The organism is Azotobacter armeniacus, assembly GCF_054779355.1.
The window spans coordinates 26,980-48,810 of sequence record NZ_BAAGYK010000148.1 but is presented as its reverse complement, the minus strand read 5'-3'; the positions used below and the strand labels follow the sequence as shown (position 1 = coordinate 48,810).

The 21,831-nt window shown below is 66.1% G+C and carries 20 protein-coding genes; 11 read left to right on the top strand and 9 right to left on the bottom strand.

Annotation, left to right across the window (positions count from 1 at the left end; genetic code table 11):
- Positions 1–29: 29 nt before the first annotated feature.
- Both ACYVD0_RS19460 and ACYVD0_RS19455 read right to left on the bottom strand, forming a co-directional pair.
- On the bottom strand, positions 30–1,652 hold the full coding sequence (locus ACYVD0_RS19460) for an alpha-amylase family protein (protein WP_460428334.1): 1,623 nt from the start codon (positions 1,650–1,652) through the stop codon (positions 30–32).
- Between the two features lie 2 nt (positions 1,653–1,654).
- Entirely contained in the window at positions 1,655–2,467 is an 813-nt protein-coding gene (locus ACYVD0_RS19455) for an alpha-amylase family protein (RefSeq protein ID WP_460428333.1), read from the bottom strand.
- A 169-nt stretch (positions 2,468–2,636) separates the two neighbouring features.
- On the opposite strand from ACYVD0_RS19455, the gene ACYVD0_RS19450 reads away from it, so the two are divergent.
- The 3 genes from ACYVD0_RS19450 (at position 2,637) to ACYVD0_RS19440 (ending at position 4,538) form a co-directional block, all read left to right on the top strand.
- The gene (locus ACYVD0_RS19450) at positions 2,637–3,170 is read left to right on the top strand and encodes a hypothetical protein (RefSeq protein ID WP_460428332.1); all 534 of its coding nucleotides are present in this window, start codon (positions 2,637–2,639) and stop codon (positions 3,168–3,170) included.
- Between the two features lie 93 nt (positions 3,171–3,263).
- Positions 3,264–4,022, top strand: coding sequence for a TorF family putative porin (locus ACYVD0_RS19445; protein WP_460428331.1), 759 nt, complete (start codon positions 3,264–3,266; stop codon positions 4,020–4,022).
- Between the two features lie 63 nt (positions 4,023–4,085).
- Positions 4,086–4,538 carry a GNAT family N-acetyltransferase gene (locus tag ACYVD0_RS19440; RefSeq protein WP_460428330.1) on the top strand — a complete coding sequence of 151 codons (453 nt, stop codon included), beginning with the start codon at positions 4,086–4,088 and terminating at the stop codon, positions 4,536–4,538.
- Positions 4,539–4,698: 160 nt separating this feature from the next.
- Here the strand turns inward: ACYVD0_RS19440 and trpE are convergent, their stop codons facing one another.
- The 7 genes from trpE to ACYVD0_RS19405 form a co-directional block, all read right to left on the bottom strand.
- Entirely contained in the window at positions 4,699–6,177 is a 1,479-nt protein-coding gene (gene trpE, locus ACYVD0_RS19435) for an anthranilate synthase component I family protein (RefSeq protein ID WP_460428329.1), read from the bottom strand.
- A 182-nt stretch (positions 6,178–6,359) separates the two neighbouring features.
- Positions 6,360–7,067 (bottom strand): phosphoglycolate phosphatase, encoded by a 708-nt coding sequence (locus tag ACYVD0_RS19430; protein WP_460428328.1) that lies wholly within the window; start codon positions 7,065–7,067, stop codon positions 6,360–6,362.
- Positions 7,064–7,738 (bottom strand): ribulose-phosphate 3-epimerase, encoded by a 675-nt coding sequence (gene rpe / locus ACYVD0_RS19425; protein WP_460428327.1) that lies wholly within the window; start codon positions 7,736–7,738, stop codon positions 7,064–7,066. The genes ACYVD0_RS19430 and rpe overlap by 4 nt, the downstream gene beginning before the upstream one ends.
- A 112-nt stretch (positions 7,739–7,850) precedes the next feature.
- Complete coding sequence (gene gabT / locus ACYVD0_RS19420; RefSeq protein WP_460428326.1) at positions 7,851–9,131, bottom strand: PLP-dependent aminotransferase family protein; 1,281 nt, start codon at positions 9,129–9,131, stop codon at positions 7,851–7,853.
- Positions 9,132–9,270: 139 nt separating this feature from the next.
- Complete coding sequence (locus ACYVD0_RS19415; protein WP_460428325.1) at positions 9,271–10,032, bottom strand: co-chaperone DjlA; 762 nt, start codon at positions 10,030–10,032, stop codon at positions 9,271–9,273.
- Position 10,033: 1 nt separating this feature from the next.
- Positions 10,034–10,702, bottom strand: a complete 669-nt coding sequence (murU, locus tag ACYVD0_RS19410; RefSeq protein WP_460428324.1) for a nucleotidyltransferase family protein — start codon at positions 10,700–10,702, stop codon at positions 10,034–10,036.
- Positions 10,699–11,721 carry an aminoglycoside phosphotransferase family protein gene (locus ACYVD0_RS19405; protein ID WP_460428323.1) on the bottom strand — a complete coding sequence of 341 codons (1,023 nt, stop codon included), beginning with the start codon at positions 11,719–11,721 and terminating at the stop codon, positions 10,699–10,701. The genes murU and ACYVD0_RS19405 overlap by 4 nt, the downstream gene beginning before the upstream one ends.
- A 131-nt stretch (positions 11,722–11,852) precedes the next feature.
- Here ACYVD0_RS19405 and ACYVD0_RS19400 point away from each other — a divergent pair, with 131 nt between their 5' ends.
- The 8 genes from ACYVD0_RS19400 to ACYVD0_RS19365 all read left to right on the top strand — a co-directional run bounded on the left by ACYVD0_RS19400 (position 11,853) and on the right by ACYVD0_RS19365 (position 21,772).
- Entirely contained in the window at positions 11,853–14,627 is a 2,775-nt protein-coding gene (locus tag ACYVD0_RS19400) for an LPS-assembly protein LptD (RefSeq protein ID WP_460428322.1), read from the top strand.
- Positions 14,596–15,900 carry a peptidylprolyl isomerase family protein gene (locus tag ACYVD0_RS19395; RefSeq protein ID WP_460428321.1) on the top strand — a complete coding sequence of 435 codons (1,305 nt, stop codon included), beginning with the start codon at positions 14,596–14,598 and terminating at the stop codon, positions 15,898–15,900. Before ACYVD0_RS19400 ends, ACYVD0_RS19395 begins: the two co-directional genes overlap by 32 nt.
- The gene (gene pdxA, locus ACYVD0_RS19390) at positions 15,897–16,895 is read left to right on the top strand and encodes a 4-hydroxythreonine-4-phosphate dehydrogenase PdxA (RefSeq protein WP_460428320.1); all 999 of its coding nucleotides are present in this window, start codon (positions 15,897–15,899) and stop codon (positions 16,893–16,895) included. Before ACYVD0_RS19395 ends, pdxA begins: the two co-directional genes overlap by 4 nt.
- Positions 16,896–17,025: 130 nt before the next feature.
- Positions 17,026–17,844, top strand: coding sequence for a ribosomal RNA small subunit methyltransferase A (gene rsmA, locus ACYVD0_RS19385; protein ID WP_460428319.1), 819 nt, complete (start codon positions 17,026–17,028; stop codon positions 17,842–17,844).
- A 42-nt stretch (positions 17,845–17,886) separates the two neighbouring features.
- Positions 17,887–18,267 carry a Co(2+)/Mg(2+) efflux protein ApaG gene (gene apaG, locus ACYVD0_RS19380; RefSeq protein WP_460428318.1) on the top strand — a complete coding sequence of 127 codons (381 nt, stop codon included), beginning with the start codon at positions 17,887–17,889 and terminating at the stop codon, positions 18,265–18,267.
- Positions 18,267–19,133: a diadenosine tetraphosphatase gene (locus ACYVD0_RS19375; protein ID WP_460428317.1), complete on the top strand. Its 867-nt coding sequence runs from the start codon at positions 18,267–18,269 to the stop codon at positions 19,131–19,133. The genes apaG and ACYVD0_RS19375 overlap by 1 nt, the downstream gene beginning before the upstream one ends.
- A gap of 33 nt (positions 19,134–19,166) precedes the next feature.
- A complete protein-coding gene (gene glpE, locus ACYVD0_RS19370; protein WP_460428316.1) occupies positions 19,167–19,505 on the top strand; it encodes a thiosulfate sulfurtransferase GlpE in 339 nt (112 codons plus the stop codon).
- A gap of 344 nt (positions 19,506–19,849) precedes the next feature.
- Positions 19,850–21,772, top strand: coding sequence for a PrkA family serine protein kinase (locus tag ACYVD0_RS19365; RefSeq protein ID WP_460428315.1), 1,923 nt, complete (start codon positions 19,850–19,852; stop codon positions 21,770–21,772).
- Positions 21,773–21,831: the final 59 nt, after the last annotated feature.

Below are 21,831 nucleotides of genomic sequence, written 5' to 3'. Positions count from 1 at the left end.
CTCCCAACAACTCCGTTGGCCGCTGCTGTTCAACCGAAGAGCTGCTGCCTGCGCCTCAGCCAGCGGTAGCCGTATCCGCGCAGGCGCAGGCGCAGCGGATGCCCCTGTGACTGCTCGTACAGGCTGTCGGCGAGGATGTCGGCGAAGTCCTGCAGATCGCTTTCCTCCACCTGCACCTCGACCTCCTCCTGCGAGAGATTGGCCAGCATCAGCAGGGTCGAGTCGCCGTCGTAACGGATGGCGAACACGCTCGGGCAGTCGACCTTTACCGGGCGGTAGGTGCCGGAACCGATCTCCGTGAGGCCGATGCGCGTACGCATCATGTTGCTGGTATGCGCCAGCAGCGAGTCGTTGCAGAGGGCCTGGGCGTAGACGTTGACGGCACTGTAGGCGAACGGGCCCTCGTCGATCGGCGGTGCCACCAGCGCCTCGGGACGTGCGCAGGAGAAGCCGCCGTTGGGTTCGTCGGACCACTGCATCGGCGTGCGCACCGCCAGCCGCTCGGGCAACGAGAGATCGTCGCCCATGCCGATTTCTTCGCCATAGCGCAGGATCGGCGTACCGGGCAGGGAAAAGAGTATGGCGTTGGCCAGTGCCAGGCGCCGCGGGTCGCCTCCGAGCATCGGCGCCAGACGTCGGCGGATGCCGCGTTCGTAGGCACGCATGTTCGGCTCCGGGGCGAAGGCCTGCATGACCTCCTCGCGCTCGGTTTCGCTCAGGCGCTCCAGGTCGAGCTCGTCGTGGTTGCGTAGCCACACCGCATACTGCGCCCGCGCGGGCGGCACCGGTTGGCTGGCGATAGCGCGGTGCAAGGGCTCGGCCTCGCCACGGGCCATTGCCAGGTAGAGATGGTTGTTTACCCAGAAATCCAGCAGCAGGGTGAGACGGTCGCCTTCGCCGAAGTACTGGACATAGCCTTCCGGCTCGATATCCACCTCGCCCATCAGGATGGCTTCCGGGCGACGCAGGGTGATGAAGTCGCGCAGGTGGTCGAGTAGCCAGACGCCGGCCTTTGCCTCGCCTCGTCCGGCCTGCTCGATCAGGTGCGAGGCGGCGTCGAGCCGGAAGCCGGAAACCCCCAGGCGCAACCAGAACGACATGATCCGCTCGATTTCCTCGATAACCTTGGAATTGGCCAGGTTGAGGTCCGGTTCATGGTGGTAGAACAGGTGGCGATAGTACTGGCCGGCCTCCTCGTCCCAGTGCCAGACCTCTTCCTCGACTGTGGGAAAGATCGGTTCGACCTTGGTTTCCACCGGCTTGTCGGACCACAGGTAATAGTCCCGGTAGCGGGAGTTGCGATCCTGGCGCGCCTGCTGGAACCAGGGATGCTGGTCCGAGGTGTGCTGCACGACCAGTTCGAGGATGACGTGGAGCCCCAGTTCCTCGGCCTTTTCCAGCAGGGCGACCACGTCGGCCAGATCTCCGAAGCGCGGGTTGACGGCCATGTGGTCGCTGACGTCGTAGCCGGCGTCACGGAACGGTGAGGCGTAGATCGGCATCAGCCAGATCGCTGAGGCCCCCATCCCGCGCACGTAGTCCAGGCGCTCGGTGACGCCACGCAAATCACCGCAGCCATCGCCATCGCTGTCGCGGAACAACGAGGGATCGATCTGGTAGATCACCGCGTTGCGATACCAGAGGGGGCGCATGTTCAAGCTTCCTTTGGCTTGAGGATCAGTGCTTGCTCGGCGTTCAGCTTGCCGATGAAGGACGCGCCATCGCCCTGGTCATCGCTGGCGATTTCGACCTGCCAGTCGCCAGCCAGGGGAAAGGCATGAGGCTGCTCGGCGAAGTTGATGCAGACGATGCGCTGGTCGCTGCCGTGCCGGCGGCGGCGGTACGCCAGCACTTCGGGGTGCAAAGGAAGCTCTTCCCAATCGCCCGAATGCAGCGCCGGGCTGGCACGGCGAATCGTCAGCAACCGGCGGTAGAGCTGTAGGGTCGAAGTTGGCCAGGAGTGGGCCACGCCCAGCGACTCCTCGACCTCGCTGATGCACAGGCGGAAGGTCACCGCGTCCCAGGGGGCGTCCAGCGGCAGGATATTGAACGCCATGTGCAACTCGTCGCCGGCACCGTAGTATTCGACGATCCGCGCGGTGGAGCGGATATTGACTTCGCCGATCGGCACCCGCTCGCCGGAATAGCCGTCCACCAGAGGGCGCAGGCCGCGCAGCGCTTCGTGGCTGTAGGGGCGGTCGTTGATGTGCGCCATCACCTCGCCAGCCAGGCAGCGCAGGTCGACAGCGCAGTAGTCACTGATGTCGTAGCCAGCGTCGGACATCGGCGAGCGATAAATCGGCGACGGCCAGAGAGCCTCGACGCCGGGCTGTTGCTGGTAGTCAAGGCGACTGATCAGCCCTGGCAGATCACCAATACCGTCGCCATTGCTGTCGGCGAAGGAACCTGGATAAACCTGATAGATAACGGCGCCTTTCCACCAAGGCGAAGCTGGCGATTTCTGCATGCGGATCGGTCCTCGGATCGCGGCGAACCGCTTCGTGGTCGATGCCTTTCATTCAGGTACGACTGGCCATGAACGAGCCAGTTCAATGCGGGGTTAGCCATGCCCGGCCAAGCTCATCACTGCAACCCGGCTCTTCCTCTACCTACATCACTACGCTGAAACGCGGCCGATGGACTTTGATTGCCGCAAATGCAGGCGCCGCCAGCGAGAGGCCCAAGGCATTCACAACGAGCTGAAGCAGACCTTCCGCCGCGGCGTGAGCGCCCGCGGCGAAGCAGCGGGCGCCGGCCACGACCTGGCCATCGTCGATGCATCGCCCGTGGGCACGGCGGCCGCCTGGAACTCTCCGAGCAGCCCGGTCCAGGCCTGCGGGCGCGGATCAGTCTGCCCTTGCGAAACGGCTGACCTGCACCGGCGATTGAAAACCGGGCACTGGACACAGGACCGCCCCCTTCTGGAGCAACCTGCGCTTTGCCCGCACCAGCCCCACCCCGTGCCCCGACAAGGCCATTCCGTCAGGCCCATGCCCTATCGCAAGGCCGGAGACTGCCTGCTGGCGGTGCAGCCGCGACAACCTTATGCGCAGATCCTGCCAGGCGCACCGGGGCAATACACGACACAGGCTCAACGTGCTCAAAGTTGGTGCAGAGAATCCACGAAAAAGCCTGGAATGCTTTTTTTCATGAAGTTTTTTGATGGCTGACAAGCCCTGTGCTTATCTCAAAAACAGCTTTACCGGATCCAATCAGGACAAGCGCAGAACACGCGCACGGCAACCACCAAGGACAGAAGAGTCATGCTCAAGAAAACAACCCTCGCCCTCACTGCCGCAGGCGCCGTGGCCGGCAGTTGCATCGCCATGGCGGGGACGACAGTGGACACTGCCATCGGCCAGTTCGAGGTCAGTGCCAACGCCACCCTGGCCTCCGAGTACATCTTCCGCGGCATCTCGCAAACCAAGGGCGACCCGGCCATCCAGGGCGGACTGGACGTCGTCCATGAAAGCGGCCTGTACGTCGGCATCTGGGCCTCCAACGTCGACTTCGAGTTCTCCGACGCCCCGGTGGAATACAACTACTACGCCGGCTACGGCGGCAACATCACCGAGACCCTGGCCTTCGACGTGGGCTGGCTCAAGTACGACTATCCCGGCGACGACCTGAAGGATGCCGATCTGAACTACAGCGAGTTCTACGGCAACCTCTCCGCCTACGGCTTCAAGGTCGGGATCAACTACTCGGACGACGTCAGCAGCGACAACAACGTCGTCTACACCTACATCGGCTACGAACGCGGCCTGCCCTACGGAATGGGACTGGCCATGCGCTTCGGCAAGTACGACTTCAAGGACGATACCTTCTTCAAGGACGGCGCGACCAAGGGCGAGGACAGCTACTTCGACTGGTATCTCGCCCTGACCAAGGAGTATCTCGGCCTGCAGTTCGGCCTGGCCTATACCCAGACCGACCTCAAGAACGAGGAATGCAAGAACTTCGTCGGCAACGACACCTACTGCAACGCCAACTTCGTCGTCTCGGTGTCCAAGACCCTGTAGACCCGCAGCACGGGAGCGCCGGGCGCATCATAATGGCGATCCGATCCCCCGGAGACCCGTCCGATGCACATCCGCTCCACCACATCCGCCGACATTCCGGCGCTGTGCCGTCTGCTCGACCAGTTGTTCGCCCAGGAAGCCGAATTCACCCCCGACCGCGCCGCACAGCAGCGCGGCCTGGCGGCGATCATCGAGCGTCCGGCAGTCGGCGAGATCCTCGTCGCCGACGAGGACGGGCACATCCTCGGCATGGTCAATCTGCTCTACACCGTCTCCACCGCGCTGGGCACGCCGGTGGCGTTACTCGAGGACATGGTGGTGGATGCCGCGGCCCGCGACCACGGCCTCGGCACGCAGTTGCTGGAGGCGGCCATCGCCACCGCCCGGGTACGCGGCTGCCGACGCATCACCCTGCTGACCGATGCCGACAACCGCGACGCCCAGCGCTTCTACGCCCGCCAGGGCTTCGCCCGCTCGCCGATGATCCCCCTGCGTCTGGCACTCGATCCGGCGTAGGGATAATGCGTTCTGGGCAAGGCTGCGCCGTTGCCCACCCTACAGCGCCGTAGGGCGGGTGAAACCCGCCGATTTCGGTGCGGCCCCGCTCCATGTTCGGCGGGTTTCACCCGCCCTACGATCTGTACCCCGAGCCGGGTACAACCCCAGCGGCTTCGGATCAGGCCTTGCCCTGCTCGGCCAGGGCCACGGCGCGGAACATGGCGCGGCGCTTGTTGATGGTTTCCTCCCACTCCAGCGCCGGCACCGAGTCGGCGACGATGCCGCCGCCGGCCTGTACGTGCAGCTCGCCGTCCTTGATCACCGCGGTGCGGATGGCGATCGCGGTGTCCATGTTGCCGTTCCACGCCAGATAACCGACGGCGCCGCCGTAGACCCCGCGCTTGACCGGCTCCAGCTCGTCGATGATCTCCATGGCGCGGATCTTCGGTGCGCCGGAGAGGGTGCCGGCGGGCAGGATGGCGCGCAGCGCGTCCATCGCGGTCAGTCCTTGCTTGAGGTGGCCGGTGACGTTGGAGACGATGTGCATGACATTGGAGTAGCGCTCGATGACCATCCGGTCAGTGACCTTCACCGAGCCGGTGTCGGCGACCCGGCCAACGTCGTTGCGGCCGAGGTCGATCAGCATCAGATGCTCGGCGATTTCCTTGGCATCGGAGAGCAGGTCGCGCTCCAGGGCCAGGTCCGCCTCCTCGGTCGCCCCGCGCGGGCGGGTGCCGGCGATCGGGCGCACCGTGACCAGGCCGTCCTCGACCCGCACCAGCACTTCCGGCGAGGAGCCGACCACATGGAAATCGCCGAAGTTGAAGAAGTACATGTAGGGAGTCGGGTTGAAGCAGCGCAGCGCCCGGTACAGGTCGATGGGCGCGGCCTTGAAGTCGATCGACATGCGCTGCGAAGGCACCACCTGCATACAGTCACCGGCGAGAATGTACTCCTTGATGCGCATCACTGCGCGCTCGTAATCGTCGCGGGTGAAGCTCGCGCGGAACGCCGGCTCGGCGCCGGCCGGGGCACCAAGGTCGATGCCCTGGCGTGGCGCCAGCGGCTGGCGCAGCCGCTTCAGCAGCGTCTGCAGGTGGGCTTGGCCCTGCTCGAAGGCATCCGCCTCGTTAGGGTCGGCGAGAACGATAAGGTGCATCTTGCCGGCCAGATTGTCGAACACCACCACGGCGTCGGACACCATCAGCAGGATATCCGGGGTGCCCAGCGGGTCGGGGTTCGGACAGTGCGCCAGGCGCTTTTCGACATAGCGCACACAGTCATAGCCGAAGTAGCCGACCAGGCCGCCGTTGAAGCGCGGCAGTCCCGGCAGGGTCGGCACCTTGTAGCGCGCCTTGAACTGCTCGACGAAGGCCAGCGGGTCCGCGCAATCGTGGCGTTCCACCTCCTCGCCATCCACGCTCACCGTCACCCGATGGCCATGGACACGCAGCACGGTGCGCGCCGGCAGGCCGATGATCGAGTAGCGGCCCCACTTCTCGCCGCCCTGCACCGACTCGAGCAGGTAGGAGTGGGGGGCGTCGGAGAGTTTCAGGTAGATCGACAGCGGGGTGTCGAAGTCGGCGAGGGTTTCGCAGGCGAGCGGAATGCTGTTGTAGCCTTCGGCGGCCAGGCGCAGGAATTCTTCGCGGGTCATGAATCAGCCTCGTGGCGGGCGGAGATATAAAAGGAAGGGGCAAACGCGCCGGCGAACCGGCAGGGGATGTCGTCAGGCGCGCCAGCGCCAGCGGGCCAGGGCCTTGATGACCTTCATCCAGAGTTTGCGGGAAACCACCACGATTGCGTTTCTCTCGGAGGCGGAATGGACAACGGAGGCAGTCACACTAGCGCAGCCGCGGGTGCCGAATCAACCAGCCCGGACAACACGTCGAGCACCAGCGCCGGCCCCTCCTCGGCGATCGGCCGGCCGTGGTTGTAGCCGTAGGACAGCGCCACGCAGGCGACGCCCGCCGCCCGGGCGGCCAGCACATCGTTGCGCGAGTCGCCGATGAACAGCGCCTCCTCCGCCGCCACGCCGGCCTTGCTCATCACCCAGAGCAGCGCCGCCGGATCGGGCTTCTGCTGCGGCAGGGTGTCGCCGCCAACGATCCAGCGGAAGTAGCTGTCCAGGCCCTTGTCGGCCAGCAGCTCGGGCAAAAAGCGCTCCGGCTTGTTGGTGATCAGGGCCAGTTGCACTTCCCGCTCGTGCAGCCAGTCGAGGGTTTCCGGCACGCCGGGATAGACGCGGGTCAGCGCGTGGTTGTCGGCATAGGCCTCCATGAACAGCGCCAGCGCCGTCTCGGCCTCGGCCGCGTCCACCTGCGTGTGTTCGAGGCTGCCGGCCAGGGCGCGACGCACCAGCACCGGCGCGCCGTTGCCAATCCACAGGCGCACCCGCTCGACGCCGGCCGGCGCCCGGCCGAGCTGGACGAGCATGCGGTCCACCGCCGCCGCCAGGTCCGGCACCGAGTCCACCAGGGTGCCGTCGAGATCGAACATCGCCAGTTTCGGCAGGCGCCCGCCGAACAGCCCGTGCAGGGGCGTCATGGGCGCACCCGGGCCAGTTCGGCGCGCATGGCGTCGATCACCGCCTTGTAGTCGGGCTGGCCGAAGATCGCCGAGCCGGCGACGAAGGTATCGGCACCGGCAGCGGCGATCTCGCCGATGTTCTTCACATTGATTCCTCCGTCGATCTCCAGGCGGATGTCCTGGCCGCTGGCGTCGATCAGCGCGCGCGTCTCGCGCAGCTTGTCGAGGGTGCGGGGGATGAACTTCTGGCCGCCGAAGCCGGGGTTGACGCTCATCAGCAGCACCATGTCGAGCTTGTCCATCACGTATTTCAGGCAGTCCAGCGGGGTCGCCGGGTTGAACACCAGGCCGGCCTTGGCGCCGCCGTCGCGAATCAGCTGGAGGGAGCGGTCGATGTGCTCGGAGGCCTCGGGATGGAAGGTGATGTAGCTGGCGCCGGCTTCGAGGAAGTCACCGATGATACGGTCGACCGGCTTGACCATCAGGTGCACGTCGATCGGCGCGGTGATGCCGTACCTGCGCAGCGCCGTACAGACCATCGGGCCTATGGTCAGGTTGGGCACATAGTGGTTGTCCATCACGTCGAAGTGGATGATGTCGGCGCCGGCGGCGAGGACCTTGTCCACCTCTTCGCCCAGGCGGGCGAAGTCGGCGGAGAGAATCGACGGGGCGATGGCGAAGGGCTGCATGGGTACCTCGAAGCGACTTGCGGCAAAAAAGATGTGCAGTTTCCCGCTTCGCCGCCGGTGCGGCAAGGGCAGTAGCCTGCCCTGCCCTTGCGCGAAGCGGACCGCTGCCGGCTCAGTCCAGCTCGTCGAAGCACTTGGCGAGGATCGCCAGGCCGCGGTCGAGCAACTCGTCCGGCACGGTCAGCGGCATCAAGAAGCGCAGCACGTTGCCGTAGCTGCCGCAGGACAAGAGGATCATCCCCTTGTCCCGCGCCCGGGCGACGATCTGCCCGGTCAGCGCGCTGGCCGGCCGCCGGACGTCGCCATCCTCGCACAGCTCCATGGCGACCATGGCGCCGAGGCCGCGCACCTCGGCGATCGACGGGTGGCGGGCCTGGATCGCCCGGAGCTCCTCGGTCAGCCGCGCGCCGATGCCACGGGCGCGCTCCAGCAGACGCTCCTCCTCGAACACCTCCAGCACCGCCAACGCCGCGGCGCAGGCAAGCGGGCTGCCAGCATAGGTGCCGCCGAGCCCGCCGGGGGCGATGGCGTCCATGTACTCGGCCTTGCCGCACACCCCGGCCAGCGGAAAGCCGCCGGCGATGGACTTGGCGAAGGCGGTGAGGTCGGCGGCCACGCCCATCTGCTCCATGGCGAAGAAGGTCCCGGTACGCCCGGCGCCAGTCTGCACCTCATCGGCGATCAGCAGGATACCGTGTCGGTCGCAGATCGCCCGCAGGCCGCGCATGAACTCGGGCGGGGCGACGTTGAAGCCGCCCTCGCCCTGCACCGGCTCGACGAGGATCGCAGCGATGTCGCGCGGCTCGGCGTCGTTCTTGAAGATCCGCTCGACGCTGGCCAGTGCCTCGGCCACATCGGCGCCGTGCAGCGCGCAGGGGTAGCGGGCGCGGAACACACCGCCCGGCAACAGACCCATGCCGGCGGCGTAGGGGACCTTCTTGCCGGTCAGCGCCAGGGTCATCAGGGTGCGCCCGTGGTAGGCATTGGTGAAGGCGATCACCCCGGTCCGACCGGTGGCCGCGCGGGCGATCTTCACGGCATTCTCCACCGCCTCCGAGCCGGTGCTGACCAGCAGGGTCTTCTTGGCGAAGTCGCCCGGCACGCGCGCGTTGAGCTTTTCGCACAGCTCGACGTAGGGCTCGTAGGCCAGCACCTGGAAGCAGGTGTGGGAAAGCTTGTGCAGCTGCCGCTCCACCGCCTTGACGATCTTCGGATGCAGGTGACCGGTGTTGAGCACGGCAATGCCGCCGGCGAAGTCGATGTACTCGCGTCCCTCCACGTCGACCACGCTGCAATTGCGCGCATGGTCGGCGAAGATCGGATGAATCTGCCCGACGCCGCGTGGCACCGCGGCGATCCGGCGTTGCATCAGAGAGTCGTTGGTCCTGCTCATGGGGTCCTCACTGGCCGCGCGGCGGCGCTTCGCTCAAGGAGAATGGGCTGCCAGCGGCAAGCGCGGGCGCCCGGATCGGCCTTCCTCCTGCCACTCTAGCGCAGGGGCCGGCCGGCCGGGAGCGGTCCGCTTGAAGGAATCAGCGGAAGCCGTGACGGTCACGGACCAGCCGGTAGGCCTCGTGCAGCTCGCGGGTCCGCGCCGTGGCGGCGTGCAGCCGCGCCGGGCTCGCCCCGGCGCCGGCGAGCTTGTCCGGATGGTGGCGGCTGAGCAGTCGGCGGTAGGCGCGCTTGATGGTCTCCGGATCGCTGTCGGCGTGGATGCCGAGCAGGCGCAGGGCTTCCGGGTAGCCGTCGGCGGCAGACGGCGCCGGCAGGGGCGCGCAGTCGCGGCCCAACGCTTCGACCTGGGCGTTGCTGCGCCCCAGCCAGCGCCCCCAGAGCAACACCAGCTCGCGCTCGGCGGACGTCACCTTGCCGTCGACCCAGGCCATCCTCCAGCAGGCGCGCAGCAGACGCTCGACGCGCTCGGCCTGGCCGCTCAGGCGCTGCAGCGAACGGCGCAGTCCGTCGACCCCGAGCATGCCGTGGGCGAAGATCCGGCTGGCGGTCTGTCGCGCCCGGGCGTCCAGGCCGAACTCCCCCATCTCGCGGCAGGCCTGGCGGAGATGGGCCTCCCGCACCGGTCCCTCGCGCCGCGCCAGACGACCGAGCAGGTGGAACAGCAGCTCATGGTCGTTCTCCGCCTGGCGCAGGCCGAGGCGCTCGGCCAGTTGCCGCCACGAACCCAGCTTCAGGCGGCGGTCCAGCAGCAGGCCGAGCAGGCCGCCAACCGCGGCCCCGGGCAGCCCGGCCAGCAGCAGGCCGGCCAGGGCCCCCAGCAGAGCGAACGGCCAGACCATCTCAGCCCGGCTCCGCCAGCAGCCGCTCGACCTCGGCGAGACGCTCGTGGGTGCCGACGTCCACCCAGCGCCCACGGAAGTGCTCGCCGCCGACCTGCCCTCGGGCCATCGCCGCGAGCAGCAGCGGCGCCAGCTTGAAAGCCCCCGGCCGGCAGTCGGCGAACAGCGCCGGGTCGAGCACGGCGATGCCGCTGTAGGTCAGCCCGGTCTGTTCGTCGCGGGCGCTGACCCGGCCGTCCTGCAGGCGGAAATCGCCCTGCGGGTGGTGCGCCGGGTTGTCCACCAGCACCAGATGGACCAGAGCCGCGGGGACGCGGTGCAGGCCGGCGAAGTCGTAGTCGGTCCAGATGTCGCCATTGACCAGCAGGAAGGGCTCGCTGCCGAGCAGCGGCAGGGCACGGTGGATGCCGCCGCCGGTTTCCAGCGGCGCGCCCTCGGCCGAGTAGGCGATGCTCACGCCGAAGCGCGCGCCATCGCCCAGGTAGGCCTCGATCTGCGCGCCGAGCCAGGCGTGGTTGATCACCAGCTCGCGGAACCCCGCGGCAGCCAGGGCGCGCACGTGGTACTCGATGAGCGGCACGCCGCCGGCGCGCACCAGCGGCTTGGGGGTGTGCAGGGTCAGCGGGCGCAGGCGCTCGCCCTTGCCGGCAGCCAGGATCATTGCCTTCATGCCGGTAGCTCCGCGGCCTGCGGCAGGCTGGCAAGCAACATGCCGAGCCCCGCCAGTTCCGGCCGGCGCGCCAGCACCGCCTCGATGTAGCGGAAGAAGCGCGGCACGTCGGAGAGGTACCTGGGCTTGCCGTCGCGATGGCAGATGCGCGCGAAGATGCCGATCACCTTGAGATGGCGCTGCACGCCCATCAGGTCGCTGGCGCGCAGGAAGTCCTCCAGATCCGCCGGTACCGGAATGCCGGCCGCGACGGCCATCCGCCAGTAACGCTCCAGCCAGCTGCGCACGCGCGCCTCCGGCCAGCTGAGAAAGGCATCCTTGAACAGGCAGGTGACGTCATAGCTGACCGGGCCGTAGACCGCATCCTGGAAGTCCAGCACGCCCGGGTTGGGCGTGCTGGCCATCAGATTGCGCGGCATGTAGTCGCGGTGCACCAACACCCGCGGCTGGGCCAGGGCGCTCTCCAGCAGCAATTCGCAGACCCGCTGCCAGGCGGCCAGGCGCTCGCCATCCAGGGTCACGCCGAGATGGCGCTGCAGGTACCAGTCGGGGAACAGCTGCAGCTCGCGGCGCAGCAGAGCCTCGTCGTAGCATGGCAGGCCGGCGTCCAGCGGCAGGCGCTGAAAGGCCAGCAGGGCCTCGAGGGCATCCTCGAAGAGAGCGTCGGCCTTATGCTCATCGAGCACTTCCAGGTAGGTCTGCCGGCCGAGATCGGAGAGCAGCAGAAAGCCCTGCTCGAGATCGGCGGCGAGGATCTCCGGCACGTGCACGCCGGCAGCGGCGAGCAGCCCGGCGACCTTGACGAACGGTCGGCAGTCCTCCTGGGGTGGCGGCGCATCCATCACGATCAGGCTGCGCTCGCCGTCCTGCCAGCGGAAATAGCGGCGGAAGCTGGCATCACTGCTCGCCGGAGTCAAGCTCGCGGGCCCCGGCGCCTCCCAGCCGCGCTCGGCGAACAGCGCCGGCAGACACCGCGCCAGCCAGCGCTCGAGGTTTTCCAATCGACCATCCACAGACATCTACTACCCCCTACTCCCACGGACCTAGCCGTTGCCAGACGCATTGCTTTATTATGGTCGATCTTACTCCAGCCTATCGAAGGCGTGCCGCACCGGCTGTTGGCGCACAGGAAGCCCGGACATAAATTCAGATGGCACTCACTCCTCCCCGCTCGTTGTTCCGCAGAAAGTTTCCCCTTCTCGTAACCGGCAGCCTGTTGGTCCTGGGCTCGGCCCGCCTGCTCGCCGCCGAGCAGTTCGACTGCCAGGCCTCCGCCACCGGCGGCTGGGACTGCGCGCCGAAGACCAGCGCCAGACCCGTGCCGCCGCGCCCGCACGAGGCCGCCACCGCCGGTGCGCTCCCCACAGCCGCCCCCGGCAAGGAGGAGCCCCTGCCAACCCAGGTCACCGAGAGCGGCGGCCGCGCCCTGGCCTCGCGCAGCGCCGACTACAGCCACCTGGACTGGGTTCCGCGGGAGAAGCTCACCCCGGCGCAACTGGCGGAAACCGGCCCCTACTGCGCCGGCACCTACATCGAGCCGCCCCGTGCGGGCCTGGAGGACGACACGCCGCTGCGCGACGCGCCGACCCACGTCTCCGCCAGGGCCTCGCGCTACGACCAGGAGAGGCAGATCACCTCGATCGCCGGCGACGTGGTCATGCGCCAGGGCAGCATGCAGGTGGAGGCCGACGAGGCGCGCCTGCACCAGTTGGAGAACCGCGGCGAGGTGCTCGGCAACGTCAAACTGCGCGACAAGGGCTTCCTGATCGTCGGCGACCGCGCCGAGCTCCAGCTGGACAACGGCGAGGCGCGGATAGAGAACGTCGAGTACGTCATCCACCGCGGCCACGTCCGCGGCAGCGCGCTCACCGCCAAGCGCGAGGAAACCGCGATCATCCGCCTCAAGGACGGCACCTACACCACCTGCGACCCGGGCAGCGACGCCTGGACCCTGAAGGGCAAGAATATCAAGCTGAATCCGGCTACCGGCCGCGGCACCGCCACCAACGTGACGCTGCGGGTGAAGGATCTACCGGTGTTCTACACCCCATACATCCAGTTCCCGATCGACGACCGCCGCCAGTCCGGCTTCCTGGCGCCGGCCCTCGGCAGCTCGGGCGACAGCGGCCTGACCCTGCAGGCGCCCTACTACTTCAACCTGGCGCCGAACTACGATGCCACGCTCTACCCGACCTACATGGCCGACCGCGGCCTGCTGCTGGAAGGCGAGTTCCGCTACCTGACCAAGACCAGCGAAGGCCAGGTCGGCGCGGCCTACATCGACGACAAGGAAGACGAGCGCGAACTGCAGTCGGACTACGAGGATCAGCGCTGGATGTACAGCTGGCAGCACACCGGCGGACTGAACTCGCGCCTGCTGGCCGAGGTCGACTTCACCGACATCAGCGACCCCTACTACTTCCAGGATCTGCAGACCGACCTGGGCATCGACCAGCCGGACTTCCTCAACCAGCGCGGCAGCCTGACCTGGCGCGGCGACACTTATACCGCGCGCCTCAACGTGCATGCCTTCGAGCGCACCTCGGTCACCGACACCACGCCCTATGACCGCCTGCCGCAGCTCAGCCTCGACGGCTTCCTGCCATACCAGCCGTACGGCCTGAACTTCACCTACGGCACTGAATATGTGAAGTTCGAGCGCGACCTGCGCAGCGGCCGATTTATTGATGAAGATGGCGGCCCGGTTAATGCTGATGGAACAAGAGGCGACCTATGGTATGACGAACTCATTACAGGTCTGGACCGCGCCGAAGGCGACCGCATCCACCTGGAACCGGGCGTCAGCCTGCCGCTGGAGTGGACCTGGGGCTACCTCAAGCCCTCGGTCAAGCTCGCCCACACCCGCTACGATCTGGACCTCGATGCCAAGGGCAAGGCCACGCTCGGCGATCAGAACTTCGACGACAGCCCGGACCGCACCGTACCGCTCTATAGCCTGGACGGCGGTCTCTACTTCGACCGCAAGGTCAACTGGTTCGGCAAGGGCTTCCGCCAGACCCTGGAACCGCGGATGTACTACCTTTATGTACCCTACCGCGACCAGGAGGACATCCCGGTGTTCGACACCGGCGAGCACGTCTTCAGCTACGCCTCGCTGTGGCGCGACAACCGCTTCACCGGCAAGGACCGCATCGGCGACGCCAACCAGCTGTCGCTCGGCGTGACCAGCCGCTGGATCGAGGCCAACGGTTTCGAGCGCCAGCGCATCAGCTTCGGCCAGACCTTCTACTTCAAGGATCGCCGGGTGCAGATGCCGCGCGTGGACCATGAGAAGCGCGACGACTCCGAATCCAAGGTCTCGCCCTACGCGCTGGAGTACCTGTACCGCTTCAACCACGACTGGCGCCTGACCTCCGAGCTCAACTGGGACCCGGACGACCACCACCCGCGCTCCAGCAATGTCATGTTCCACTACCAGCCGGCGGACAATCCGAACAAGATCGTCAACCTGGGCTATCGCTACCGCAACGACGTGATGCGCTACAACCAGTCCAGCGGCAGCTGGGACTACAGCACCGACTACGGCAGGCCGGGGGACCCCTACTACATCGAGGACTACTATAAGATCGACCAGCACGACTTCTCCACCATCTGGCCGCTCGCTCCGCGCTGGAGCGCCATCGCCCGCTGGCAGTACGACTACAGCCGCAGCCGCACCCTGGAAGCCTTCGGCGGCTTCGAGTACGACAGCTGCTGCTGGAAGCTGCGGGTGATCAACCGCTACTGGATCGGCTACGACGAGACCGACCTCAACCCGGACCGCAACGACGAGGCCGACAAGGGCATCTTCCTGCAGGTGGTGTTCAAGGGCCTCGGCGGCGTGATGGGCAACAAGGTGGAGGCCTTCCTCGACCAAGGCATCGAAGGGTACCGTGAACGTGAAGAGCAACAAAACGCTAAGTGAGCGCCTGCGCCCACTGCTGCTGGCTACCCTGCTGCTCGGCAGCGCGGTGCACGCCGAGGTGCGGCCACTGGACCGCGTCGTCGCCATCGTCGACAACGACGTGATCATGCAAAGCCAGCTCGACCAGCGCCTGCGCGAGGTCGAGCAGACCATCGCCAAGCGCGGTGCCCAGCTGCCACCGCGGGAGCAGCTCGGCTCGCAGGTGCTGGAGCGGCTGATCCTGGAAAACATCCAGCTGCAGATCGGCGAGCGCTCCGGCATCCGCATCGGTGACGAAGAGCTCAGCCAGGCGATGGCCACCATTGCCCAGCGTAACGGCCTGACCCCCGAGCAGTTCCAGGCCGCCCTGGCCCGCGACGACCTGTCCTTCGCCGACGCCCGCGAGCAGGTGCGCCGCGAGATGATCGTCAGCCGCGTCCGCCAGCGCGTCGTGGCCGATCGCATCCAGGTCAGCGACCATGAGGTGCAGAGCTTCCTCGCCTCGGACCTCGGCAAGCTGCAGCTGTCAGAAGAGTTCCGGCTGGCCAATATCACCATTCCGCTGCCCGACGGCGCCTCTCCCGAGGAGATCCAGGCCGCCGAGCAGCGGGTGCTGGACATCTACCGGCAACTGCGCGCGGGCACAGACTTCGCCCAGTTGGCGATCGCCAGCTCGGCCGGCGAAACCGCACTGGAAGGTGGCGAGATCGGCTGGCGCAAGGCTGCCCAACTGCCGCCACCATTCGACAGCCTGGTCAGCCAGCTGTCGGTCGGCGGAGTGACCGAACCGGTGCGCACCCCGGGCGGCTACATCATTATCAAGCTGCTCGAAAAGCGCGGCGGCAGCGTCCAGGTCCGTGACGAGGTGCACGTCCGCCACATCCTGATCAAGCCGAGCGAGATCCGCCGCGAGGCCGAGGCCCGGGTCCTGATCGAACGCATCCATGAGCGCATCCGCAGCGGCGAGAACTTCGCCGAGCTGGCGAAGAGCTTCTCGGAAGATCCGGGCTCGGCACTGAATGGCGGCGACCTCAACTGGATCGACCCGAACATTCTGGTCCCGGAGTTCCGCGACATGATGGCCAATACCCCCGCCGGGGAGTTGTCCCCCCCGTTCAAGAGCCCGTTCGGCTGGCACGTGCTGGAAGTGCTCGGGCGCCGCGCCACCGACAGCAGCGCACAGGCCCGCGAGCAGCAGGCACTCAACGTGCTGCGCAACCGCAAGTTTGACGAGGAGCTGCAGTCCTGGCTGCGCCAGATCCGCGACGAGGCCTACGTGGAAACCAAGCTGTGAGCCCGCGACGCTTCGCCCTCACCCCCGGCGAGCCGGCCGGCATAGGTCCCGACCTGTGCCTGCTGCAGGCCCGCCAGGCCCAGGCCCAGGTGCTGATCGCCATCGCCAGCCGCACACTTCTAGAGGAGCGTGCCGCTCAGCTGGGTTTAAACATCGATCTCATTCCCGTCGCGCCGGATGCCTGGCCGGCCACCCCCACCGTGGCCGGTAGCCTGTATGTCTGGGACACTCCGCTGCGCGCCACGGTACAGACTGGCCGGCTCGATCCGGCGAATGCCGCCTACGTCCTGGAAACCCTGAGCCGCGCCGGTCGGGGCTGCCTCGCCGGTGGCTTCGCCGGAATGATCACCGCGCCGGTGCACAAGGGCGTGATCAACGAGGCCGGCATCCCTTTCTCCGGGCATACCGAATTCCTCGCCGAGCTGACCGGCACCGCACAGGTGGTGATGATGCTCGCCACCGCCGGCCTGCGCGTGGCTCTGGTCACCACCCACCTGCCGCTGCGCGCGGTGGCCGACGCCATCACCGCCGAGCGTCTGGAGCGGGTGACGCGCATCCTGCATGACGACCTGGTCGGCAAGTTCGGCATCGCCCGCCCGCGCATCCTGGTTTGCGGCCTGAATCCGCATGCCGGCGAAGGCGGCTATCTGGGCCGCGAGGAAGTCGAGATAATCGAGCCAACGCTGGAGCGTCTGCGCAGCGAAGGCCTGCAACTGGTCGGCCCGCTGCCGGCGGACACCCTATTCACCCCCAGACACCTCGAACACTGCGACGCGGTGCTGGCGATGTACCACGACCAAGGCCTGCCGGTCCTCAAGTACAAGGGGTTCGGCGCCGCGGTCAACGTCACCCTCGGCCTGCCGATCGTGCGCACCTCGGTCGATCACGGCACTGCGCTGGATCTGGCCGGTAGCGGCCGGATCGACGCCGGCAGCCTGCAGGTGGCGCTGGAAACCGCCTACCTGATGACCGCCAGCCGACCGCAGGTCGGCTGAAGCGGGAATCACTGCAGCCTTTCCGAGCCTTTCCTGCAGCATACGGCTTGAAGCTTGCCGCCACCTCACTGCTAAACTGCATCCTTTTGCATTCGCTTTGAGCTTGTGGCTTGAAGCTTGGAGCCGTCCCATGTCCGAGCTGTACCAGCACCGCGCGCGCAAGCGCTTCGGCCAGAACTTCCTGCACGATGCCGGGGTGATCCACCGCATCCTGCGGGCCATCCACCCGCGTGCCGGTGAACACCTGGTCGAAATCGGCCCGGGTCAGGGCGCGCTGACCGAGGGGCTGCTCGGCAGTGGTGCACGCCTCGACGTCATCGAACTCGACCTCGACCTGATTCCCCTCCTCAAGCTGAAGTTCGGCCTCGATCCGCGTTTCCATCTGCACCAGGGCGATGCGATGAAATTCGATTTCGCCCCATTATGCAGCACGCCGCACAGCCTGCGCATCGTCGGCAACCTCCCCTACAACATCTCCACCCCGCTGATCTTCCATCTGCTGGAACATGCCGGACTGATCCGCGACATGCACTTCATGCTGCAGAAGGAGGTGGTCGAGCGCCTGGCCGCCGAGCCGGGCGGCGGCGACTGGGGGCGGCTGTCGATCATGGTCCAGTATCACTGCCGGGTGGAGCACCTGTTCAACGTCGGCCCGGGCGCCTTCAACCCGCCGCCGAAGGTCGACTCGGCGATCGTCCGCCTGATCCCCCACGAAACCCTGCCGCATCCGGCCCGGGATCCCGCCCTGCTCGAGCGGGTCGTCCGCGCGGCCTTCAACCAGCGCCGCAAAACCCTGCGCAACACCCTCAAGGGCCTGCTCGACGCCGAGGACATCGAAGCCGCCGGCGTCGACGGCAGCCTGCGCCCCGAGCAGCTGGACCTGGCCACCTTCGTCCGCCTGGCCGACCGCCTGCATGAACAGGCGAAGGAACATAGCCCGCTCAAGTGAGCTCAAACCCATGTTTAGCCATCCGACAATAGAGCCCAACGCATGTCAGATCCCCGTTATCAGATCGACGTTAGCGTCGAGACCCATTACCTGCCGGAGCAGTCGCAGCCGGAACAGAACCGCTATGCTTTCGCCTACAGCGTGACCATCCGTAACAGCGGCCTGCTGCCGGCCCAGCTGCTATCGCGCCACTGGCTGATCACCGATGGCGACGGCCATGTCCAGGAGATCCGTGGCCCGGGCGTGATCGGCATACAGCCACTGCTCGGCCCGGGACAGAGCCACAACTACGACAGCGGCACGCTGCTCACCACCCAGGTCGGCACCATGCAGGGCAGCTACCAGATGCTTGCCGAGGACGGGCACCCCTTCGACGCACCGATCCACCCGTTCCGCCTGGCCGTGCCCGGAGCCCTGCACTGATGGCTGTGTATGCAATCGGAGATCTGCAGGGCTGCCTGGAGCCACTCAAATGCCTGCTGGACAGGGTCACCTTCGATCCGGCTCGGGATCGCCTGTGGCTGACCGGCGACTTGGTCAATCGTGGCCCGCAGTCGCTGGAAAGCCTGCGCTTCCTCCATGCCATGCGCGACTCGGTGACCTGCGCGCTGGGCAACCATGACCTGCACCTGCTGGCCGTGGCGCACGACATCGAGCGCCTGAAGAAAAGCGACACGCTGCGGGAAATCCTCGAGGCCCCCGATCGCGACGTTCTGCTCGACTGGCTGCGCCGGCAGAAGCTGCTGCACCATGATGGCGAGCGTGGCATCACCCTGGTGCATGCCGGCATTCCCCCGCAGTGGTCGCTGAAGAAGGCGCTGCGCTTGGCCGGGGAAGTCGAGGAAGCCCTCCAGGACGACACCCGGCTGCCGCAATTTCTCGACGGCATGTACGGCAACGAGCCACTGCGCTGGAACGGCCGTCTGCACGGCGCAGCGCGCCTGCGGGTGATCACCAATTACCTCACGCGGATGCGCTTCTGCACCCCCGACGGCACCCTCGACCTGAAATGCAAGGAAGGCCTGGGCAGCGCGCCGGCCGGCTTCGCCCCCTGGTTCAGCCACCCTCGACGCAAGACCCGCGGGCAGAAGATCCTCTTCGGCCACTGGGCCTCGCTGGAAGGCCGCTGCGACGAGCCCGGGGTGATCGCCCTGGACACCGGCTGCGTCTGGGGCGGGAGCCTGACCCTGCTCAACGTGGACACCGGCGAGTATCACCGCTGTGCCTGCAACAGTGCGAAGAGTGGCTCTAGTGGGGCGGTCGCGGATCGGGTAGTTTCTCCGCATTGACGAGCGACCAGCTTCAGCCATCGAGGTGCATTCATGAGCGAATTCCGTCGTATCCCGCCCCAGCAGGCCCAGGCACTGCGCACCCAGGGCGCCGTGGTGGTGGACATCCGCGACCCGCAGAGCTACGCCCTGAGCCACATCGCCGGCGCACGACACCTGGACAACCACTCCCTTGCCGACTTCATGGCCCAGGCGGACTTCGAGCAGCCGCTGATCGTCGCCTGCTACCACGGCAACTCCAGCCAGGGAGCCGCGGCCTACCTGGCCCAGCAGGGCTTCGCCGAGGTCTACAGCCTGGATGGTGGCTTCGAGCTGTGGCGCGCCACCTTCCCCAACGAGGTCGCGCAAGGCGAAGCGGAGCAGCTTGCCTGAGCTAGCCTGAACCATGTTTTCCCGACCCGCCAGACGGGTCGGGCTGAGCATTGCGTGCCGAAAATCCGCCCCTTTTCCGCCCTCAGAAAGCAGCCATCTGCAACGCCCGAGCAATCGCGCGTCCCCTTGTCATTTCTCCGCGCAACCGTGTTACTGTCGATACCGAACTATTCTTGTTCCTATGCCATCCACATCCGAGCAAAGCCGGCACACGGCTTGCTACTACACTTCAAGGCAATGACCTTCGGACAGGGGGATTTCATCGGCTGACCCGCGTCAGCGAACCGCCGATCCCTCAAATGCTTCAATCAAAGCCGGCTCCGGGCATCGAACGAGGTGACAACATGAGTATCTTCAGCCACTTTCAACAACGCTACGAAACGACGCGCCAGGAAGAGTACTCCCTCCAGGAGTACCTCGAACTGTGCAAACAGGACCGCAGCACCTATGCCACGGCTGCCGAGCGGATGCTGATGGCGATCGGCGAGCCGGAGTTGCTGGATACCTCCGTCGACCCGCGGCTGTCGCGGATCTTCTCCAATAAGGTCATTCGCCGCTACCCCGCCTTCGCCGACTTCCACGGTATGGAAGACTGCATCGAGCAGATCGTGTCCTACTTCCGCCATGCGGCCCAGGGCCTGGAAGAGAAGAAGCAGATCCTCTACCTGCTGGGTCCAGTGGGTGGCGGCAAGTCCTCCCTGGCGGAGAAGCTCAAGCAGCTGATGGAAAGGGTGCCCTTCTACGCGATCAAAGACTCTCCGGTGTTCGAATCCCCCCTGGGGCTGTTCAATGCCGCCGAGGACGGTGCCATCCTGGAAGAGGATTTCGGCATCCCGCAGCGCTACCTCTCCACCATTATGTCGCCTTGGGCGACCAAGCGGCTGAACGAGTTCGGTGGCGACATCAGCCAGTTCCGCGTGATCAAACTGTATCCCTCGATTCTCAACCAGATCGCGGTGGCCAAGACCGAGCCGGGCGACGAGAACAACCAGGACATCTCCGCGCTGGTCGGCAAGGTCGACATCCGCAAGCTGGAGGAATACTCGCAGAACGACGCCGATGCCTACAGCTTCTCCGGGGCCCTGTGCCGTGCCAACCAGGGTCTGATGGAATTCGTCGAGATGTTCAAGGCGCCAATCAAGGTGCTGCACCCGTTGCTGACCGCCACCCAGGAAGGCAACTACAACAGCACCGAAGGCCTCGGCGCGATTCCCTACAGTGGCATCATCCTCGCCCACTCCAACGAGTCCGAGTGGCACAGCTTCCGCAACAACAAGAACAACGAGGCCTTCATCGACCGTATCTACATCGTCAAGGTGCCCTACTGCCTGCGCGTTGCCGACGAGATCAAGATCTACGACAAGCTGCTGACCCACAGCTCGCTGGCCAAGGCCCACTGCGCGCCTGATACTCTGAAGATGCTGGCCCAGTTCTCCGTGCTCTCGCGACTGAAGGAGCCGGAAAACTCCAACATCTACTCGAAGATGCGCGTCTATGACGGCGAGAATCTGAAGGACACCGACCCCAAGGCCAAGTCGATCCAGGAGTACCGCGACACCGCCGGGGTGGACGAGGGCATGAACGGCCTGTCGACCCGCTTCGCCTTCAAGATCCTCTCCAAAGTGTTCAACTTCGACCCCAACGAAGTCGCCGCCAACCCGGTGCATCTGCTCTACGTGCTGGAACAGCAGATCGAACAGGAGCAGTTCCCGCCGGAGGTGCGCGAGCGCTACCTGCGCTATATCAAGGAATACCTGGCGCCGCGCTACATCGACTTTATCGGCAAGGAGATCCAGACCGCCTACCTCGAGTCCTACAGCGAGTACGGGCAGAACATCTTCGACCGCTATGTGCTCTACGCCGACTTCTGGATTCAGGACCAGGAATACCGCGACCCGGAAACTGGCGAGATCCTCAACCGCATGGCCCTCAACGAGGAGTTGGAGAAGATCGAGAAGCCGGCCGGCATCAGCAACCCGAAGGACTTCCGCAACGAAATCGTCAACTTTGTGCTGCGTGCCCGTGCCAACAACAACGGCAAGAACCCCAGCTGGCTCAGCTACGAAAAGTTGCGTGTGGTGATCGAGAAAAAGATGTTCTCCAACACCGAAGACCTGCTGCCAGTCATCAGCTTCAATGCCAAAGCGAGCAAGGAAGACCAGCAGAAGCACAACGACTTCGTCACGCGCATGGTCGAACGCGGCTACACCGAGAAGCAGGTCAGGCTGCTCTCCGAGTGGTATCTGCGGGTCCGAAAATCGCAGTAATCCAGCCGCAAGCCACATGCTTCAAACTGCAAACGGAAGCAAGCCCTCGAGCTCGGCTC

Bases quoted from the DNA above. Each gene is read 5' to 3' on its own strand.
- ACYVD0_RS19460 (WP_460428334.1), bottom strand. From the start codon at position 1,652: ATGCGCCCCCTCTGGTATCGCAACGCGGTGATCTACCAGATCGATCCC.
- ACYVD0_RS19455 (WP_460428333.1), bottom strand. From the start codon at position 2,467: ATGCAGAAATCGCCAGCTTCGCCTTGGTGGAAAGGCGCCGTTATCTAT.
- ACYVD0_RS19450 (WP_460428332.1), top strand. From the start codon at position 2,637: ATGGACTTTGATTGCCGCAAATGCAGGCGCCGCCAGCGAGAGGCCCAA.
- ACYVD0_RS19445 (WP_460428331.1), top strand. From the start codon at position 3,264: ATGCTCAAGAAAACAACCCTCGCCCTCACTGCCGCAGGCGCCGTGGCC.
- ACYVD0_RS19440 (WP_460428330.1), top strand. From the start codon at position 4,086: ATGCACATCCGCTCCACCACATCCGCCGACATTCCGGCGCTGTGCCGT.
- trpE (WP_460428329.1), bottom strand. From the start codon at position 6,177: ATGACCCGCGAAGAATTCCTGCGCCTGGCCGCCGAAGGCTACAACAGC.
- ACYVD0_RS19430 (WP_460428328.1), bottom strand. From the start codon at position 7,067: ATGACGCCCCTGCACGGGCTGTTCGGCGGGCGCCTGCCGAAACTGGCG.
- rpe (WP_460428327.1), bottom strand. From the start codon at position 7,738: ATGCAGCCCTTCGCCATCGCCCCGTCGATTCTCTCCGCCGACTTCGCC.
- gabT (WP_460428326.1), bottom strand. From the start codon at position 9,131: ATGAGCAGGACCAACGACTCTCTGATGCAACGCCGGATCGCCGCGGTG.
- ACYVD0_RS19415 (WP_460428325.1), bottom strand. From the start codon at position 10,032: ATGGTCTGGCCGTTCGCTCTGCTGGGGGCCCTGGCCGGCCTGCTGCTG.
- murU (WP_460428324.1), bottom strand. From the start codon at position 10,702: ATGAAGGCAATGATCCTGGCTGCCGGCAAGGGCGAGCGCCTGCGCCCG.
- ACYVD0_RS19405 (WP_460428323.1), bottom strand. From the start codon at position 11,721: ATGTCTGTGGATGGTCGATTGGAAAACCTCGAGCGCTGGCTGGCGCGG.
- ACYVD0_RS19400 (WP_460428322.1), top strand. From the start codon at position 11,853: ATGGCACTCACTCCTCCCCGCTCGTTGTTCCGCAGAAAGTTTCCCCTT.
- rsmA (WP_460428319.1), top strand. From the start codon at position 17,026: ATGTCCGAGCTGTACCAGCACCGCGCGCGCAAGCGCTTCGGCCAGAAC.
- apaG (WP_460428318.1), top strand. From the start codon at position 17,887: ATGTCAGATCCCCGTTATCAGATCGACGTTAGCGTCGAGACCCATTAC.
- ACYVD0_RS19375 (WP_460428317.1), top strand. From the start codon at position 18,267: ATGGCTGTGTATGCAATCGGAGATCTGCAGGGCTGCCTGGAGCCACTC.
- glpE (WP_460428316.1), top strand. From the start codon at position 19,167: ATGAGCGAATTCCGTCGTATCCCGCCCCAGCAGGCCCAGGCACTGCGC.
- ACYVD0_RS19365 (WP_460428315.1), top strand. From the start codon at position 19,850: ATGAGTATCTTCAGCCACTTTCAACAACGCTACGAAACGACGCGCCAG.